The 19,152-nt window shown below is 64.9% G+C and carries 13 protein-coding genes and 1 pseudogene; all 14 read left to right on the top strand.

Annotated features, from left to right (window positions below; all coding sequences use genetic code 11):
• Positions 1-18 precede the first annotated feature (18 nt).
• The 14 genes and pseudogenes from flgE to P5705_RS03135 all read left to right on the top strand — a co-directional run bounded on the left by flgE (position 19) and on the right by P5705_RS03135 (position 18,999).
• Positions 19-1,410: a flagellar hook protein FlgE gene (gene flgE / locus P5705_RS03200; protein WP_277459538.1), complete on the top strand. Its 1,392-nt coding sequence runs from the start codon at positions 19-21 to the stop codon at positions 1,408-1,410.
• Between the two features lie 84 nt (positions 1,411-1,494).
• A complete protein-coding gene (locus P5705_RS03195) occupies positions 1,495-1,680 on the top strand; it encodes a hypothetical protein (RefSeq protein WP_277459537.1) in 186 nt (61 codons plus the stop codon).
• A gap of 120 nt (positions 1,681-1,800) precedes the next feature.
• On the top strand, positions 1,801-3,513 hold the full coding sequence (locus P5705_RS03190) for a type I secretion system permease/ATPase (RefSeq protein WP_277459536.1): 1,713 nt from the start codon (positions 1,801-1,803) through the stop codon (positions 3,511-3,513).
• A complete protein-coding gene (locus P5705_RS03185) occupies positions 3,510-4,823 on the top strand; it encodes an HlyD family type I secretion periplasmic adaptor subunit (protein ID WP_277459535.1) in 1,314 nt (437 codons plus the stop codon). The genes P5705_RS03190 and P5705_RS03185 overlap by 4 nt, the downstream gene beginning before the upstream one ends.
• A gap of 63 nt (positions 4,824-4,886) precedes the next feature.
• The gene (locus P5705_RS03180; protein ID WP_277459534.1) at positions 4,887-6,113 is read left to right on the top strand and encodes a calcium-binding protein; all 1,227 of its coding nucleotides are present in this window, start codon (positions 4,887-4,889) and stop codon (positions 6,111-6,113) included.
• Positions 6,083-6,220, top strand: a pseudogene (locus P5705_RS03175) (hypothetical protein); the annotation flags it as partial. The gene P5705_RS03180 and the pseudogene P5705_RS03175, both read left to right, overlap by 31 nt.
• A 448-nt stretch (positions 6,221-6,668) precedes the next feature.
• Complete coding sequence (locus tag P5705_RS03170) at positions 6,669-10,469, top strand: beta strand repeat-containing protein (RefSeq protein WP_277459533.1); 3,801 nt, start codon at positions 6,669-6,671, stop codon at positions 10,467-10,469.
• A gap of 216 nt (positions 10,470-10,685) precedes the next feature.
• Positions 10,686-11,426, top strand: coding sequence for a flagellar basal-body rod protein FlgF (flgF, locus tag P5705_RS03165; RefSeq protein ID WP_277459532.1), 741 nt, complete (start codon positions 10,686-10,688; stop codon positions 11,424-11,426).
• Positions 11,427-11,474: 48 nt separating this feature from the next.
• Complete coding sequence (flgG, locus tag P5705_RS03160) at positions 11,475-12,260, top strand: flagellar basal-body rod protein FlgG (RefSeq protein WP_277459531.1); 786 nt, start codon at positions 11,475-11,477, stop codon at positions 12,258-12,260.
• Between the two features lie 79 nt (positions 12,261-12,339).
• Positions 12,340-13,035 (top strand): flagellar basal body L-ring protein FlgH, encoded by a 696-nt coding sequence (flgH, locus tag P5705_RS03155; protein WP_277459529.1) that lies wholly within the window; start codon positions 12,340-12,342, stop codon positions 13,033-13,035.
• Positions 13,036-13,047: 12 nt separating this feature from the next.
• A complete protein-coding gene (locus tag P5705_RS03150) occupies positions 13,048-14,157 on the top strand; it encodes a flagellar basal body P-ring protein FlgI (protein WP_011534926.1) in 1,110 nt (369 codons plus the stop codon).
• Positions 14,158-14,168: 11 nt separating this feature from the next.
• The gene (gene flgJ, locus P5705_RS03145; protein WP_277459528.1) at positions 14,169-15,359 is read left to right on the top strand and encodes a flagellar assembly peptidoglycan hydrolase FlgJ; all 1,191 of its coding nucleotides are present in this window, start codon (positions 14,169-14,171) and stop codon (positions 15,357-15,359) included.
• 12 nt (positions 15,360-15,371) lie between these two features.
• Positions 15,372-17,417, top strand: coding sequence for a flagellar hook-associated protein FlgK (gene flgK / locus P5705_RS03140; RefSeq protein ID WP_277459527.1), 2,046 nt, complete (start codon positions 15,372-15,374; stop codon positions 17,415-17,417).
• A gap of 13 nt (positions 17,418-17,430) precedes the next feature.
• Entirely contained in the window at positions 17,431-18,999 is a 1,569-nt protein-coding gene (locus tag P5705_RS03135; protein WP_277459526.1) for a flagellar hook-associated protein 3, read from the top strand.
• Positions 19,000-19,152: the final 153 nt, after the last annotated feature.

Here is a 19,152-nt window from a genome sequence, read left to right as displayed (position 1 = left end):
GGCAGAAGGAGCGAACACATGTCTTTCAATATCGGCCTTAGCGGTCTTTACGCAGCCAACAAGCAACTGGACGTCACCGGCAACAACATCGCCAACGTCAACACCAACGGTTTCAAGTCGTCGCGCGCCGAGTTCGCCGACGTCTACGCCGGCGCCAACCGCCTGGGCGTGGGCAAGAACCAGGTCGGCAACGGCGTGCGCCTGGCCAACGTATCCCAGCAGTTCGGCCAGGGTGACGTGAACAACACCGGCAACGTGCTGGACATGGGTATCCAGGGCCAGGGCTTCTTCGTCCTGTCCGACAACGGCTCGCTGAGCTACTCCCGTGCCGGTGCGTTCCAGACCAACAAGGACAACTTTGTCGTCACCTCCGACGGCATGCGCCTGCAGGGCTATGCCGCCGATGCCAACGGCAAGATCCAGAAGGGCGTGCTGACCGACCTGAAGATCGACACCTCGGCGCTGGCGCCCAAGTCCACCACCCTGATCGATCAGGGTATCAACCTGAACTCGTCGGCCCTCGATATCCCGCTGCAGGTATGGGACGCCACCGCGACGCCACCGGCGATGGTGCCGAACAAGCCGTTCGATCCAACTGACCGGAGCACCTACTCCGACTCGTTCCCGACCAAGGTGTACGACAGCCAGGGTAACGAGCATGTCATGGAGCAGTTCTACCGCAAGACCGGCACCAACCAGTGGACCATGTATACCCTGGTCGATGGGCGCAACCCCTTCACGCCAGGTGCTGCCGCCCCAGCGGGTACCACTCCGCTGACCGGCACCATCAACTTCAACCCCGATGGCAGCGTGAAGAACATGACGACCGCCGCCACGGGCGTGCCGACCACGCCGGTTGGCCAGTTCGACTGGAGCGTCACCAACAACATCTTCAGCATGAAAGGCTGGGTGCCTGCCGCCAAGGACTCCGCCGGCAACTGGGCGTCGAATGGCGCGGTCGGCAACGCCGACGGCATGCGTCTGTCGATGAACAGCACCACCTCCTACAACACCGCGACAGCGCGTATGTCGCAGTCCCAGGACGGCTACGCCACCGGTATCCTGTCGAACCTGTCGATCGACTCCACCGGCGTGATGTTCGCCAGCTTCAGCAACCAGCAGTCCCGCGCCATCGGCCAGGTCGCCATCGCCAGCTTCGCCAACCCGCAGGGCCTGCAGCAGATCGGCGGCACCCGCTGGAAAGAGTCGTTCGCTTCGGGCATCCCGGGCATCGATGCACCGAAGACCGGCACCCTGGGCAGCGTCGAATCCAACTCGCTGGAAGCCTCCAACGTCAACCTGACCCAGGAGCTGGTCGAGCTGATCAAGGCGCAGAGCAACTACCAGGCCAACGCCAAGACCATCTCCACCGAAAGCACCATCATGCAGACCATCATCCAGATGACCTGATGGTCGCTGGCAGGTCGCCGCGCTACGCGTAACCACACGAACCCCTTTCTCGCGAAGGGGTTCGTCGTCTTCGAGGGTTGGCTCATGAAAACACTGATCGTCGCTGTCGCCGCGGCGTTCTGTCTGCTCCAGGCCCAAGCCGCCATGGCGCCCTGGTGGCGCTGGGAAAGCCAGGCCGATGGGCGCCTGGTCTGCTCGCAATGGTCACCGGGCGATGGCTGGAAACGCTTTGCCGGCCCCTTCGACAATGCCGCCTGCCGAGAGCTTTGACGCAAGGCAAAAATTGATGGCTTGAGGCCATCGATTGCGGCATTTCCTTCGGGTATGATCCGCGACATCCCCCATTCGTTTGCGTGTCTCGCAACGCTTCTCTTCCAAGGATCGGAACACTTGAAAAGCAGTAAGGATGCTGGCGCACGCGTGCTGCCGGAACAGCTGTCCGTGGCCCTGAAAAAAGGCTTGATCGGTGCGGCCCTGTTCTCGGGTGTGATCAACCTGTTGGCGTTGGTCGGCCCCTTGTTCATGCTCGAAGTCTACGACCGGGTCATCCCCAGCCGCAGCCTGCCCACGCTGGTGGCGCTGGGGTTGCTGGTGCTGGGTATCTACGTGGTGTTCGCGCTGGTTGACATCATCCGTGCCCGGGTCATGTCGCGGGTCGCGGCGGCGATCGACAGTGCATTGTCCATGCAAGTGTTCCGGGCCATCGCCGGGGCGCCGCTGAAGATCGTCATGCGCCATGACCCGCTCAAGCCCGCCCATGAGCTGGAGCAGATCCGCGCTTTCATCGCAGGCCCTGGCCTCATGGCATTCTTCGATTTGCCCTGGATGCCGGTGTACCTGGCGGTCAGCTTCTATATCCATCCCTCCCTGGGGTTGGTGGCGCTGGGCATGATCGTGCTGATGGTGCTGCTGACCTGGCTCACCGATCGCGGTACCCGCCAGGACATGCGTGATGCTGCGGAGCTTGCGAGCCAGCGCAATCGTTTGGGCCAGCAGGCTCACGGCGGTGCCGAAGTGCTCGCCGCGATGGGCATGACCGGGCGCGCCACCGAGCGCTGGCAGGGCTTGCAGGCGCACTACGCCACCCTGCAGCGGCGCAGCGCCGATGTCAGTGGTTTCTACGGCGGCATCACCAAGGCCTTGCGCCAGCTGGTGCAGTCGGCGTCGCTGGGCGTGGGGGCCTGGCTGGTGATCCAGGGCGACCTCAGTGGCGGTGCCATTGTCGCTGCTTCGATTATCGTCGCCCGCACGCTGGCGCCGGCCGAGCAGATCATCGGCACCTGGCGCAGCCTGGTGTCGGCACGGCTGGCCTGGCAGCAACTGCAAGAGGTGTTGGCGATCTTCCCTGAGCCCACTGAAAAGACCGCGCTGCCGATGGCAAGGCATCAACTGCAGGTGGATGGCTTGTGCGTCGCGCCACCTGGTGGGCAACGCCTGGTGTTGAACAATGTCAACTTCACGCTGGCCGCGGGTAGTGCCATGGCGGTGGTCGGGCCAAGCGCTTCGGGCAAGTCGTCGCTGGCGCGTGCGCTGGTGGGCGCCTGGCTGGCGGCGCGTGGCCAGGTCTGCCTGGACGGCGCGGCGCTGACCTTGTGGCCGGATGCGACGCGGGCGGCGCAGACGGGCTACCTGCCGCAGAGCGTCGACCTGTTCGAGGCGACTGTCGCGCAGAACATTGCGCGCCTGGACCCTGATGCCGACGCTGCGGCCATTGTCTCGGCGGCGCGCCAGGCGGGTGTGCACGAAATGATCCTGCAACTGCCGCAAGGCTACGACACGCCGATCGGCGCCGGTGGCGCCAATCTTTCCGCTGGGCAGCGCCAACGTGTCGGCCTGGCCCGGGCGTTGTATGGCGATCCCTTCCTGGTGGTGCTCGACGAGCCCAACGCCAACCTCGACGCCGAGGGAGAACGGGCGTTGGCCCGGGCGATCCAGGGCGTGAAGGCGCGGGGCGGCGTGGTCATCGCCATCGCCCATCGCTCGGGGTTGCTGTCGGTGATGGACCAGGTGCTGGTGCTGGAGCAGGGTGCCCAGGCCGCGTTTGGCCCACGGGACGCGGTGCTGGCGCGGCCGGTGGCCGTGAAGGGAGGGGCGCAGGCATGAAGACTGTCGATAACGAAAAGCAACTGCTGGGGTCGTTGCGCAATCACCTGTGGGTGGGCGCCGCAGTGGTCGTGGTACTGCTGGGTGGTTCTCTGGCTTGGTCGGCCGTCACCGAGCTGGCCGGGGCGGTCATCGCGCCGGGCACCGTCGCCGTGCAGGACAGTGTGAAGAAGGTGCAGCACCCCAATGGCGGTGTGGTCGCGCAGTTGCTGGTAAGCGAGGGGCAGGCGGTGCAGGCGGGCGAGGTGCTGGTGCGCCTGGACGCCACCGTGCAGGAGGCCAGCCATGCCATCGTTGCCAAGGCGCTGGATCAGGCGTTGGCGCGCCAGGCCAGGCTGGAGGCCGAGCGTGACGGCAAGGCGCAGGTGGAGATGCCTGCGCGCCTGGTGTCGCGCCAGGCGGATGAACAAGTGCAGGCGGTCATGGCCAGCGAGCGGCAATTGTTTGCCGATCGCCGGCAGTCCCGCGAGGGTCAGAAATCGCAACTGCGCGAGCGTATCGAGCAGCTCAAGCAGACCATCGGCGGTCACGATCTGCAGCAGCGTACCAAGGCGGAGGAGATCCGCCTGATCGACGAGGAATACCAGGCGGTCAAGACGTTGCAGAAGAAGGGCCTGATGACCCTCGATCGGGTCAATGCCCTGGCACGTGGCATCGCCCGCCTGCAGGGTGAGCGCGGCCAACTGATCGCCTCGATTGCCGAAGCTCGCGCACGCATTGCCGAGACTCAGCTGGAGTTGCTGCAGGTCGATCAGCGTTTCCGCGAGCAGGTTTCCGAAGAGCTGCGCGACCTCATGGCCCGGCAAGGGGAGTGGGTGGAGCGCGAGGTTGCCGCCGCCGACCAGCTCAAGCGCGTCGATGTGCTGGCGCCCAGTGCCGGGCGCGTCCAGCAACTGGCCGTGCATACCGTGGGTGGCGTGATCTCGCCGGCCGAAACCCTGATGCAGATCGTGCCGATTGATGACGAGCTGCTGGTCGAGGCGCGGGTCAGCCCGCAGGACATCGACCAGGTCATGCTCGGCCAGGACGCCTTGCTGCGCTTCAGTGCCTTCAATCGCGCCACCACGCCGGAAGTCATGGGGCGGGTGGTGCGGCTTTCCGCCGACCTGGTGAGCGACCCGCAGACCGGGCTCGGCTACTACCGCGCCGGTATTCATATCGACAAGGCCGAGCAGCGCAAGCTCGACGGCCTCACGCTGGTGCCGGGCATGCCGGTGGAGTCGATGATCCAGACGGGTCGTCGCACCGTGCTGTCCTATCTGCTCAAGCCAGTAGGCGACCACGCGCAACGAGCATTCAGGGAAGGGTGAGCGCCATCGAAGGATTGGCGTCAGCACAGGGACGTTCAACATTGGAGCAAGGAAGGAGTTGCGATGGCTGTTATTCAAGGAACCGCAGGGGCCGACAACCTGGTTGGCACCGCCGCGGATGACCAGATCTATGGGCGCGCCGGCAACGATGTGATCGATGGTGGCGCGGGCAACGATACGCTGTTCGGTGGGGATGGCGCCGACCGCCTGATCGGTGGCGCGGGCATCGACACGGTGTCCTACGCCGACTCGACCACCGGCATCACGCTTGATTTCAAGACGGGGGCGCATACCGGGTTCGCCGCAGGCGATACCTTCGAAGGCATCGAGATCTTCCGTGGCACGGCCGTGGGCGACCGTTTCGTCAGCGATGCCACGGCGCACACCTTCGAAGGTGGCGGCGGCGTCGATGTGCTGGACTATTCGGGCTCCGCGCAGGCGGTCAATATCACCATCGACAACACCGGTCGTGGCACGGGCGTGGGTGGCGATGCCCAGGGCGACGTGTTCACCGGTATCTCCATGGTGATGGGTTCGGTGCTCAACGACACGTTCACCTCGTCGGCCTCGCTTACCCTGCAGGGTGGCGCGGGTGACGATGTGTACTACATATATGGCGGCGCGGCCGCGTACGAGCTGGCCGGTGGTGGCTACGACGAAGTGCGCACCAACCTGGCCACCTATCGCCTGACCAACGAAGTCGAGGCGCTGACTTTCATTGGTACCGGCAACTTCACCGGCTACGGCAATGCCAGCGCCAACGTGATCACCGGTGGCGCCGGCAACGACCTGCTGTTCGGCGGTGCCGGTGGCGACCGCTTCGTCGGTGGCGCGGGTGTCGACACCGTGTCCTATGCCGACAGCAGCACGGGCATCACCCTCGACTTCAAGACCGGCCAGCACACCGGGATTGCGGCGGGTGACACCTTCGAGGGCATCGAGGTGTTCCGTGGCACGGCCGTGGGCGACCGTTTCGTCAGCGATGCCACGGCGCACACCTTCGAGGGTGGCGGCGGCGTCGATGTGCTGGACTACTCGGGCTCCGCGCAGGCGGTCAACATCACCATCGACAACCTCGGCCGTGGCACGGGCGTGGGCGGCGATGCCCAGGGCGACGTGTTCACCGGTATCTCCATGGTGATCGGTTCGGCGCTCAACGACACGTTCACCTCGACGGCCTCGCTCACCCTGCAGGGTGGCGCGGGCGACGATGTGTACTACATCTATGGCGGCGCGGCCGCGTACGAGCTGGCCGGTGNGTGCGCACCAACCTGGCCACCTATCGCCTGACCAACGAAGTCGAGGCGCTGACTTTCATTGGTACCGGCAACTTCACCGGCTACGGCAATGCCAGCGCCAACGTGATCACCGGCGGTGCCGGCAACGACCTGCTGTTCGGCGGTGCCGGTGGCGACCGCTTCGTCGGTGGCGCGGGTGTCGACACCGTGTCCTATGCCGACAGCAGCACGGGCATCACCCTCGACTTCAAGACCGGCCAGCACACCGGGATTGCGGCGGGTGACACCTTCGAGGGCATCGAGGTGTTCCGTGGCACGGCCGTGGGCGACCGTTTCGTCAGCGATGCCACGGCGCACACCTTCGAAGGTGGCGGCGGCGTCGATGTGCTGGACTATTCGGGCTCCGCGCAGGCGGTCAACATCACCATCGACAACCTCGGCCGTGGCACGGGCGTGGGCGGCGATGCCCAGGGAGACGTGTTCACCGGCATCACCACGGTGATCGGGTCGGCGCAGAACGACACCCTGACCTCGACGGCCTCGCTCACCCTGCAGGGTGGCGGGCGGCGCGGCCGCGTACGAGCTGGCCGGTGGTGGCTACGACGAAGTGCGCACCAACCTGGCCACCTATCGCCTGACCAACGAAGTCGAGGCGCTGACTTTCGTTGGTACCGGCAACTTCACCGGCTACGGCAATGCCAGCGCCAACGTGATCACCGGTGGCGCCGGCAACGACCTGCTGTTCGGCGGTGCCGGTGGCGACCGCTTCGTCGGTGGCGCGGGAGTCGATACCGTCTCCTATGCCGACAGCAGTACGGGCATCACCCTCGACTTCAAGACCGGCCAGCACACCGGGATTGCGGCGGGTGACACCTTCGAGGGCATCGAGGTGTTCCGTGGCACGGCCGTGGGCGACCGTTTCGTCAGCGATGCCACGGCGCACACCTTCGAAGGTGGCGGCGGCGTCGATGTGCTGGACTATTCGGGCTCCGCGCAGGCGGTCAACATCACCATCGACAACCTCGGCCGTGGCACGGGCGTGGGCGGCGATGCCCAGGGCGACGTGTTCACCGGCATCACCACGGTGATCGGGTCGGCGCAGAATGACACCCTGACCTCGACGGCTTCGCTCACCCTGCAGGGTGGCGCGGGCGACGATGTCTACTACGTGCATGGCGGCGCCGGCGTGTACGAGCTGGCCGGTAACGGCTATGACGAAGTGCGCACCACGCTGGCCAACTATCGCCTGACCAATGAAGTCGAGGCGCTGACTTTCGTTGGTACCGGCAACTTCACCGGCTACGGCAATGCCAGCGCCAACGTGATCACTGGCGGTGCCGGCAACGACCTGCTGCTCGGTGGCGACGGTGGCGACCGCTTCGTCGGTGGCGCGGGTGTCGACACCGTGTCCTATGCCGACAGCAGCACGGGCATCACCCTCGACTTCAAGACTGGCGTGCACACCGGGTTCGCGGCGGGTGACACCTTCGAGGGCATCGAGGTGTTCCGTGGCACGGCCGTGGCCGACCGTTTCGTCAGCGATGCCACGGCGCACACCTTCGAAGGTGGCGGCGGCGCCGATGTGCTGGACTATTCGGGCTCCGCGCAGGCGGTCAACATCACCATCGACAACACCAATCGCGGCACGGGCGTGGGCGGTGACGCCCAGGGTGATGTGTTCACCGGCATCACCACGGTGATGGGGTCGTCGCAGAACGACACCTTCACTACGTCGACCTCGTCCTACCTGCAAGGTGGCGCCGGTGATGATGTGTACATCGTGCATGGCAATGCGAGCGTGCTCGAACAGGTCGGCGGTGGCTACGATGAGGTGCGCACGACCTTGGCCAACTATCGCCTGACCAACGAGGTCGAGGCGCTGACCTACATCGGCAGTGGCAGCTTCACCGGCTACGGCAATGCCAGCGCCAACGTGATCACCGGTGGCGTGGGCAACGACTTGCTGTTCGGTGGCGCCGGTGGCGATCGCTTCATCGGTGGGGCGGGTGTCGACACGGTGTCCTATGCCGATAGCAGCACAGGCATCACCCTCGATTTCAAGACCGGCCAGCACACTGGGATCGCCACGGGGGACACCTTCGAGGGGATCGAGGTGTTCCGTGGCTCGGCCGCTGCCGACACCTTCATCAGTGACGCCACTGCTCACACCTTCGAGGGTGGCGGCGGTGCTGACACGCTGGATTACTCGGGCTCCGGCCAGGCCATTGCCATCACGGTCGACAATGCCGGGCGCGGTACCGGTGTCGGCGGCGATGCCGCAGGGGATGTGTTCACCGGCATCGTCACTGTGGCCGGTTCGACATTCGACGACACCTTTACCACCTGGGCGGCTGCCACTTCGCTGCGCGGTGGCGATGGCAACGACATCTACTACCTCAATGCAAACGCGACAGTGATCGAGGCCGCGGGGGGTGGCTACGATGAAGTGCGCACGACGTTGGCCAGCTATCGCCTGACCAGCGATGTCGAGGCCCTGACCTACCAGGGTTCGGGCAACTTCGTCGGCTATGGCAACGCCAGCGACAACGTCATCACCGGTGGCGTCGGCAGCGACACGCTGTACGGTGGCGCGGGCGCGGACCGCTTCGTCGGCGGCGCGGGCAACGACACCGTTTCGTATGGCGATGCCACTGGCGGGGTCACCTTGAACTTCAAGACCGGCGTGCATGGCGGCATTGCGGCGGGCGATACCTTCGACAGCATCGAAGTCTTCAGGGGTTCGGCCTTCGCCGACGTCTTCGTGAGCGACGGCACCGCGCACCTCTTCGAGGGGGGTGGTGGCGCTGATACCTTGGACTACTCGACATCCACCCAGGCGATCAGCATTACCGTCGACAACACGGGGCGTGGCACTGGTGTCGGCGGCGATGCCCAGGGTGACGTGTTCACCGGTTTTGCCACGGTGACCGGCACGGCGTTCGCCGATACCTTCACCACCGCGTCGGGCACCACGGGGTTCCGGGGTGGGGCGGGTGACGATGTGTACTTCATCAATGGCAACGCGACGGTGACCGAGGAGGCGGGTGGCGGCTACGACGAGGTGCGCACTACCTTGAGCAGCTTCCGCCTGACCAACGAAGTCGAGGCGCTGACCTACCTGGGTACCGGCAACTTCGTGGCCTATGACAGTGCCAGCGACAACATCATCACCGGTGGTGTTGGCAATGACACGTTCTATGCGGGAGCTGGCGGCGCCGACCGCTTCATTGGTGGTGCAGGCGTGGACAGTGTGTCGTACGGCGACAGTGCGACGGGCGTTACCCTGAACTTCAAGACCGGGGTGCATACCGGTGTTGCGGCGGGCGATACGTTCGACAGTATCGAGCGGTTCTATGGTTCCAGTACCAGCGATGTCTTTGTCGTCAACGATGAGGCCAACTACCTCGACGGTGCCGGCGGTGTCGATCTGTTGACGTTCGCTGGCGAAGGCGCTGGTATCACGTTGAACCTCAATGCGACGGGTGCCGACACCTACCTCAACATCGAAAGCTTCGAGGGGTCGGCGTTCAATGACACCCTGATCGGTACTTCGCGCGATGAGAACTTCATCGGTGGTGCCGGTGCCGACAGCATCAATGGCGGCGCGGGCAAGGACTTCGCCTGGTACGTCAACAGCGCGTCGGCCGTGTCGGTCAACCTCGCCACCGGTGTCAATACCGGTGGTGATGCCGAAGGTGACGTGCTGGTTGGTATCGAAGGGCTGGCCGGCTCTGCCTACGACGATGTGCTCAACGGCGACAGCGGCTACAACACGATCTTCGGTGCCGAAGGCAATGATGTCATCAATGGCGGTGCGGGTAACGACACCCTCTTCGGTGACGGCATCTACTACGGTGATTTCGGGGTGTTCATGCGTACCGGCAGCAGTGCGCTGCCCCAGGCCGACATCATCAATGGCGGTGATGGTGATGACAGCATCTCCAGCGCTGGCAACGATCTTGGTGGGATCTACCATGGCGATGCTGGCAATGACTCGATCCTGACTGCCCGAGGCACTGCGTACGGTGATGATGGCAATGATCGCCTGGCGGGCAATGGCGTCGGCTACAAGTTGTTCGGTGGCGCCGGTGCGGATCAGTTGGCCATGAACGCCGCAGGTTTCGGGGATGGCGGGGAGGGTGGCGACACCTATACCGTCGACTCCTGGGCGCAGGTCTCGATCCAGGATACCGGCACCGTCGGCACCGACAAGGTCATCCTGAAGAAGTTCGAAACCTTCAGCGATGTCGTGCTCAGCCGCCTGGGCGACGATGCCTACCTGTTCACCAAGGCCAACTGGGAAACCGGTAAAGTCGACTCGGGTGTCAAGCTCGTCGACTGGTATGCCGGCGCCAATACCATCGAGTCGTTCCAGACCAACAACGGAGACACCTTCACCATCACCTGACAGCGAAGTGACGATCGATGACGGCGGGGCGGCCAGCCCTTGCCGTTGTCGGCAGTCCGCCGCCGAGATTTTGTCTCTCGCGCGGCGGCTGTTTCAGCAAAGGCCCCGCAAACACGGGGCCTTTGTCATTTCTGCAGCACTTGGCGCGAAACTTGCTCCAAGCACCGCAAAGCCACGGCGAGCGGCAATCGACCGCCCGTGCAGCGGAGGATGACTGTGGACAAGATGCTTTACGTGGCCATGACCGGCGCCAGCCAGAACGCGCTGGCGCAGAAGGCCCACGCCAACAACCTGGCGAACGTTTCCACCAACGGCTTCCAGCGCGACCTCGAGCAGGCGCGTTCGATGCCGGTGTTCGGTGACAGCTTTCCGGCGCGTGCGTTTGCCATGAGTGAGCGCCCGGCCACCGACTTCAGCGCCGGCCCGATGGTCGAGACCGGCCGCGAGCTGGACGTGGCAGTCACTGGCAATGGCTTCATGGCCGTGCAGGCTCCGGACGGCAGCGAAGCCTACGTGCGCACCGGCAGCCTGAACATTGACGCCCTGGGCGTGCTGCGCGCCGGCAACGGCATGGCGGTGATGGGCAACGGTGGCCCGATCGCGATTCCGCCGGAACAGAAGGTCGAGGTTGGTGACGACGGCACCATCAGCATCCGCGCCATGGGCGAGGACCCGCGGGTGATGGCCGAGGTCGACCGCATCAAGCTGGTCAACCCCGACATCAAGAACATGACCAAGGGGCCGGACGGGCTGATCCACACCAAGAACGGCCAGCCGGCCGACGCCGATGTCAACGTGCGCGTGGTGTCGGGCTTCCTGGAAGGCAGCAACGTCAACGCCGTGGAAGAAATGACTTCGGTGCTGGCGCTGTCCCGCCAGTTCGAGTTGCACGTCAAGATGATGAAAGCGGCCGAGGAAGGCGATCAAGCCATGGCTCGGGTTTTGCAAATCGGCTAATCACATTTGAACGGGTGCCGTAAAACAGGCGCACGAGGAGAACACTAAATGCTTCCGGCTCTTTGGGTCGCTAAAACCGGCCTGTCCGCCCAGGACACCAACCTGACGGTCATCTCGAACAACCTGGCCAACGTCTCGACCACCGGCTTCAAGCGTGATCGCGCCGAGTTCCAGGACCTGCTGTACCAGATCAAGCGCCAGCCAGGCGCGCAGTCCACCCAGGACAGCGAGCTGCCTTCGGGCCTGCAGGTCGGTACCGGTGTGCGTGTCGTCGGCACCCAGAAGAACTTCCAGACCGGCGGCCTGCAGAACACCGAGAACCCGCTGGACATGGCGGTCAACGGCCGTGGCTTCTTCCAGATCCTGCAGCCGGACGGCACCGTCTCGTACACCCGTGACGGTACCTTCCACCTGAACTCCGACGGCCAGATCGTCACCGCCAACGGCTTCGCCCTGGAACCGGCCATCGTCGTGCCGCCAGAAGCGCAGACCTTCACCGTCGGCCAGGACGGCACCGTGTCGATCACCACCGCCGGCAACCCGGCCGCCCAGGTCATCGGCAACCTCCAGACCGCCGACTTCATCAACCCGGCCGGCCTGCAGGCGATCGGCAACAACCTGTTCCTCGAGACCGCCGCCAGTGGCGCGCCGCAGGTCGGCACCCCAGGCCTGAACGGCTTTGGCCTGACCTTGCAGAAGACTTTGGAAAACTCCAACGTCAGCACCGTGGAAGAGCTGGTGAACATGATCACCACCCAGCGTGCCTACGAGATGAACTCCAAGGTCATCTCCGCCGCCGACAAGATGCTGTCGTTCGTCACCCAGCAGCTGTAAGCCCGGGTGGCCCGCCTGGCGCGGGCCACTGATCATCCGCTCGCTGTTGCAGCGCCTGTTCCACCGTGAGGTAAGCGTCATGAAACATCTGTTGTCCGTTTTCGCCCTGGGGGGAGCGGTGTTGCTGGCCGGTTGCGTCGCGCCGACGCCCAAGCCCAACGACCCGTACTACGCGCCGGTCCTGCCGCGCACCCCGTTGCCGGCAGCGGCCAACAATGGTTCGATCTACCAGGCCGGTTTCGAGCAGAGCCTGTACACCGACCGCAAGGCGTTCCGGGTCGGTGACATCATCACCATCACCCTCAACGAGCGGACCTCGGCCAGCAAGAACGCCGGCTCGCAGATCCAGAAGAACAGCAAGGCCGATATCGGCCTGACCTCGCTGTTCGGTACCACCCCGAACACCAACAACCCGTTCGGCGGCGGCGACCTGTCGCTGGAGGCCGGCTACAGCGGTGATCGCACCACCAAGGGCGACAGCAAGGCCACCCAGGGCAATACCCTGACCGGCTCGATCACCGTCACCGTGGCCGAAGTGCTGCCCAACGGCATCATCGCCGTGCGTGGCGAGAAGTGGATGACCCTGAACACCGGCGAAGAGCTGGTGCGCATCGCCGGTATGGTCCGCGCCGACGACATCGCCACCGACAACACCGTGCCGTCCACCCGTGTGGCCGACGCGCGCATCACCTATTCGGGCACCGGCTCGTTCGCCGATGCCAGCCAGCCCGGTTGGCTGGACCGTTTCTTCATCAGCCCGCTCTGGCCCTTCTGAGTACGGATGACCATGTTCAACGCTAGGCGGTTGATTGCCGCGACACTCCTGATGTCCTGCGCGTTCGGTGCCCACGCCGAGCGCTTGAAGGATATCGCCAGTATTTCCGGCGTGCGCGCCAACCAGCTGATCGGCTACGGCCTGGTGGTGGGGCTCAACGGCACGGGTGACCAGACCACCCAGACGCCGTTCACCCTGCAGACCTTCAACAACATGCTGTCGCAGTTCGGCATCAAGGTGCCGCCAGGGTCGGGCAACGTGCAGCTGAAGAACGTCGCCGCGGTGTCGGTGCATGCCGACCTGCCGCCGTTCGCCAAGCCCGGCCAGGTGGTCGACATCACCGTGTCGTCGATCGGCAACTCCAAGAGCCTGCGTGGCGGCAGCCTGTTGATGACCCCGCTCAAGGGTATCGACGGCAACGTCTATGCGATCGCCCAGGGCAACCTGGTGGTCGGCGGCTTCGACGCCGAAGGTCGCGACGGTTCGAAGATCACCGTCAACGTTCCGTCGGCTGGCCGTATCCCCGGTGGTGCTTCCGTCGAGCGCGCGGTACCGAGTGGTTTCAACCAGGGCAACAGCCTCACCCTCAATCTCAATCGCCCGGACTTCACCACCGCCAAGCGCATCGTCGACAAGGTCAACGAACTGCTCGGCCCAGGTGTGGCCCAGGCGGTCGACGGAGGCTCGGTACGGGTCACCGCGCCGATGGACCCGAGCCAGCGCGTCGACTACCTGTCGATCCTCGAGAACCTGGAGATCGACCCGGGCCAGGCGGTGGCCAAGGTCATCATCAATTCGCGCACCGGCACCATCGTCATCGGCCAGAACGTCAAGGTGTCGCCGGCGGCGGTCACCCATGGCAGCCTGACCGTGACCATCACCGAAGACCCGATCGTCAGCCAGCCGGGGCCGTTCTCCAATGGCCAGACCGCGGTGGTGCCACGTTCGCGGGTCAACGCCCAGCAGGAAGCCAAGCCGATGTTCAAGTTCGGCCCGGGCACCACGCTGGATGAGATCGTGCGGGCGGTGAACCAGGTCGGCGCGGCGCCAAGCGACCTGATGGCGATCCTCGAAGCCTTGAAGCAGGCCGGCGCGTTGCAAGCCGACCTGATCGTGATCTGAGGACGCCACGGATGAATTCGAAGAGCCTGGTGTCCACGCCCGCCGACAGCGGCGCCTACACCGACCTCAGTCGCCTGAGCTCGCTCAAGTACGGTGATCGCGACAGCGACGCCAACGTGCGCAAGGTGGCCAAGGAGTTCGAGTCGCTGTTTGTCAGCGAGATGCTCAAGGCGTCGCGCAAGGCCACCGATGTGATGGCCTCCGAAGACGACCCGATGAACAGCGACACGGTCAAGCAGTACCGCGACATGTACGACCAGCAGTTGGCCGTGAGCATGTCCCGCGAGGGTGGCGGTATCGGCCTGCAGGACGTGCTGGTGCGCCAGCTGTCGAAGAACAAGGCCGTGCACCCCAACACCAGCCCGTTCCCGCGTATCGAGGGGGCGGCTCCGGCGCTGTGGGCTTCGAGGGTGGACGCCCCGGCGCGCGACGCCGAAACCGCCGCCACGCGCAACGATGTGGCCGCGCTGAATTCGCGGCGCCTGGCCTTGCCGGGCAAGCTCACCGATCGCCTGCTGGCCGGGATCGTGCCGTCCGCCGGCAGCGCCGCGGCGACCACCAATTCCGCCTTGCCGCGCCGCGCCGATATTCCGGCCGGTGGCGTGGCCATGCGGGATTGGGCGCCGGCGCGAACGTTCGCCGCGCCGGACGCCAAGCTGCAGATCCTGGGGCGCGCGCAGCCGCCGCTGGCACCCAAGAAAGCCTTCGCCGACAGCGACGCCTTCGTCGCCACCATGCTGCCGATGGCCGAGCAGGCCGCCAAGCGCATCGGTATCGACCCGCGCTACCTGGTGGCCCAGGCCGCGCTGGAAACCGGATGGGGCAAGTCGGTCATGCGCAACGCCGATGGCAGCAGCAGCCACAACCTGTTTGGTATCAAGGCCACCGGCAGCTGGCAGGGCGGCGAGGCGCGGGCGATCACCAGCGAGTTCCGCAACGGCCAGTTCGTCAAGGAGACGGCGGCGTTCCGCGCTTACGACAGTTACCAGGACAGCTTCCACGACCTGGTCAGCCTGTTGCAGAACAATTCGCGCTATCAAGATGCGGTGAAGGCTGCCGATAAACCAGAACAATTCGTGCGAGAGCTGCAGAAGGCCGGTTACGCCACCGACCCGAACTACGCCAGCAAGATCTCGCAGATCGCAAGACAGATGAAGTCGGAACAGAGCTACGCAATGCTCGGTACCACCACGCAACTTTAAGGGCAGGGAACCATGGCGAGTTTGATCAATATCGGTATGTCGGGCCTGGGTGCCGCCCAGTCCGGGATGTACACCCTGGGTAACAACATCGCCAACGCCGATGTCGAAAGTTACTCTCGCCAGCAGATCGTCCAGAAGACCAAGGGTAGCCAGCAGACCGGCCAGGTGTTCATCGGCACTGGCACCACGCTGGCCGACGTGCGTCGGGTGTACAACTCGTTCCTCGAGAACCAGCTGCGTACCACCACCTCGCTGTCCTCCGATGCCTCCTCGTACCTGGACCAGGTCACGCCGCTGGACAAGGCCCTGTACGGCACTGACACCGGCATCACCGCCGCGTTGAAGAGCTTCTTCACCGCCGCCCAGGACGCCTCGGCCAAGCCCACCGAAGATGCCTCCCGCCAGTTGCTGCTGACCAGCGCGCAGACCCTCGCCAAGCGCTTCAACGCCTTGTCGGCGCAGATGAACCAGCAGAACAGCAACATCAACTCGAACATGAAGTCGATCGCCGACCAGGTGAACAACCTCACGTCCACCATCGCGAGCTACAACCAGCAGATCGTGAGGATGGCCGCCATCACCGGCGAGCCCAACGACCTGCTGGACCAGCGCGATGGCGCGGTGCGCGAGTTGAACAAGCTGATCGGCGTGGACGTGGTCGAGCGTGAAGGCAACTACGACATCTACCTGAAGAACGGCCAGTCGCTGGTGCTGGGCACTGGCACGCAGACGCTGGAAACGGCGCCCAGCCCGACCGACCCGACGCGCATGAGCCTGGTGCTCAACCGCGGCAGCACCAAGATGGACATCACCGACAGTGCCTCCGGTGGCGAGATGGGCGGCCTGATCCGCTACCGCAAGGACACCCTCGACCCGGCCCTGAACGAGCTGGGGCGGGTTGCCCTGGTCGTGTCCGATGCGATCAACAGCCAGCTGGCCCAAGGTATCGACAAGAACGGTGAGTTCGGTGCGCTGCTGTTCGGCGACATCAACAGCGCCAAGGCCATCAGCGAACGCAGCGTGCCCAAGCTGGGCAACAACCCGGCCACCGGCAACCTCGACGTGACCATCAAGGACACCGGCAAGCTGTCGACCAACGACTACCAGGTGACCTTCTCCAGCGCCACCGGCTACAACGTGCGCCGGCTGCCCGACGGCAAGGACATGGGCAACTTCGACCTCAGCACCAACCCGCCGCCGGTGATCGATGGATTCAGCCTGGCGCTCAATGGCGGCGCCCCGAGTGTCGGCGACAGCTTCAAGATCACCCCGACGCGCAACGCCGCCGGGACCATCGACTCGACGCTCACCGACCCCAAGCGCCTGGCCTTCGCCGCGCCGCTGACCGCCGTCAACGGTTCGGGCAACAAGGGCACCGGGCAGATCACCCAGCCCACGCTGACGTCCAAGCTGGATATCTACAACGCCACCCAGCGCAGCGACTTGCAGACCGGCCTGAAGTACTCGACCCCGGTCAAGCTGGTGTTTGGCAACGAGTCGTCGCCCCAGGCCTACACGATGTACGACGCCAAGGGCAACAACATCGGCAGCGGCACCATCATCCCTGGCCAGAACAACAAGCTGCAGCTGTCCGTGCCGATGGTCGATGGCAGTGGCAACCCGATCAATGACGGCGCCGGCGTCCAGAAGAAATTCAACTTCGAGATGGACATCGCCGGCGCGCCGAAGAACGGTGACAGCTTCACCGTCTCGTTGACCGGTTCCGGCTCGGCGGACAACCGCAATGCCCAGTCGGTGATCGGCCTGCAGACCAAGTCGACGGTCGAAGTGGGGGCCGACGGCAAGGGCATCAGCATGACCGATGCCTACGCCAAGCTGGTGTCGAATGTCGGTGGCAAGGCCTCCCAGGCGAGCATGGACGCCGACGCCACCAATGCCCTGCAATCCTCGGCGCTGAACAGCCGCAATACCGCGTCCGGTGTGTCGGTCGACGAAGAGGTCGGCAACCTGGTCAAGTTCCAGCAGTACTACACCGCGTCGTCGCAGATCATCAAGGCGGCCCAGGAAACCTTCGCCACTTTGATCAACAGTCTTTAAGGAGCCGTAGATCATGCGCATCTCCACTTCGCAGTTCTACAACAGCAGCAGCGCCAACTACCAGCGCGGCCTCGCCAACACGGTCAAGAGCCAGGAGCAATCCAGCGACGGCATCCGCGTGCGTACCGCCGCCGACGATCCGGTGGGTGCCGCGCGCCTGCTGCAGCTCGAGCAGCAGCAGAACATGCTCGACCAGTACAAGGGCAACATCACCAACGTGCGCAACGCCCTGGGCACCAGCGAAAGCACGCTCAACGCGATCGGCGCGGTGATGCAGCGGGTCAACGAGCTGGCGGTCACCTCCGGCAACGCCGGCTTCACCGACGCCGACCGCAAGGCCAACGCCTCCGAGCTGGCGGCGCTGGAAGAGCAGCTGTTCTCGCTGATGAACAGCAAGGACGAGAACGGCAAGTACCTGTTCTCCGGCTCCAAGGGCGACACCCAGCCGTATGTGCGCAACAGCGATGGCTCCTACAGCTACCAGGGCGACCAGAGCCAGCTGAAGCTGCAGGTGGGCGACATGCTCAGCCTGGCGGCCAACGAGACCGGCTACGACGCGTTCGAGCAGGCGTTGAACACCAGCCGCAGCCAGACCAAACTGACCTCGCCTGCCGTGGACGATGGCCGTGTCAGCCTGTCCAATGGCCAGGTGTCCGGCAGCGTCGCCTACAACGACCGCTTCCGCAGTGGCGAGCCGTACAGTGTCCAGTTCACCAGCAGCACCCAGTACAAGATCCTCGACGCCGGCGGCAACGACGTCACGCTGGAGGCCAGCCAGGGCGGCAACTTCGACCCGAAAGGCGTGAACACCTCGATTTCCTTCCGTGGCGTCGACCTGCGCCTGAAGATCGATTTCAAGCCGGGCGACGAAGCCAACCCGGACGCCGCCATCGCCGGCCACTCGTTCTCGCTGGGGTCCAAGCCTGACACCATTACCGGCAGCCGCAGCCCGGGCAACAGCTCGTCGGCCCAGGTCTCTGGCGCCAGCATCACCAACCAGACCCAATACAACGCCTCGTTCCCGGGCGGTGCCGCGGTGCTCAAGTTCACCAGCCCGACCGACTTCGAGCTGTACTCGGCGCCGATGTCGGCCAACAGCCGGCCGATCTCCACCGGCACGCTGTCCGGCACCACGGCCACGGCATCCGGGGTGACCTTCCAGCTGTCCGGCGCGCCGGCCGCGGGCGACTCGTTCGGCGTCCAGGTGGATACCCACCAGACCCAGAACATCCTGCAGACCATCAGCCAGTTGCGCACCGCGCTGTCGGTGCCGATGGACAAGGACCCGGCAGCCCGCCAGAACTTCCTGGCCTCCCTGGACTCGGCAATCGGCAACGTCGCCAGCGCGACCAACCAGGTGACCTCGTCGATCAGCGCCATCGGTGGTCGTGGCCAGGCCCTGGACATCCAGGCCGAGACCAACGAGGCACTGGGCACCGAGAACACCAAGACCCAGAGCTCGATCCGCGAAGTCGACCCGGCGACCGTCATGTTGCGCCTGCAGATGCAGACCAACATGCTCCAGGCCTCCATGCAGTCCTACGCCAAGATCGCCGGCCTGTCGCTGGTCAACTACATCTGATTCACGATGCTGTGCCGAGCGGGGTGATCCCCCGCAAGGGCCGCCTCGCTCCCTGCTGGCAGGCGAGGCGGCTCGGCCATGGCACCGGCCATGGCAGGATGCCGGACCGGGGCAGGGGCGAGCCAGGCGGCATCGATCAATAGCTTTGAGTGA

Origin of the sequence: Pseudomonas entomophila (assembly GCF_029478665.1) — a bacterium.
GTDB classification, from domain to species: domain Bacteria; phylum Pseudomonadota; class Gammaproteobacteria; order Pseudomonadales; family Pseudomonadaceae; genus Aquipseudomonas; species Aquipseudomonas entomophila_F.
Note: the sequence above shows the minus strand (reverse complement) of the source record. Positions and strands in the feature narration are given on the sequence as shown.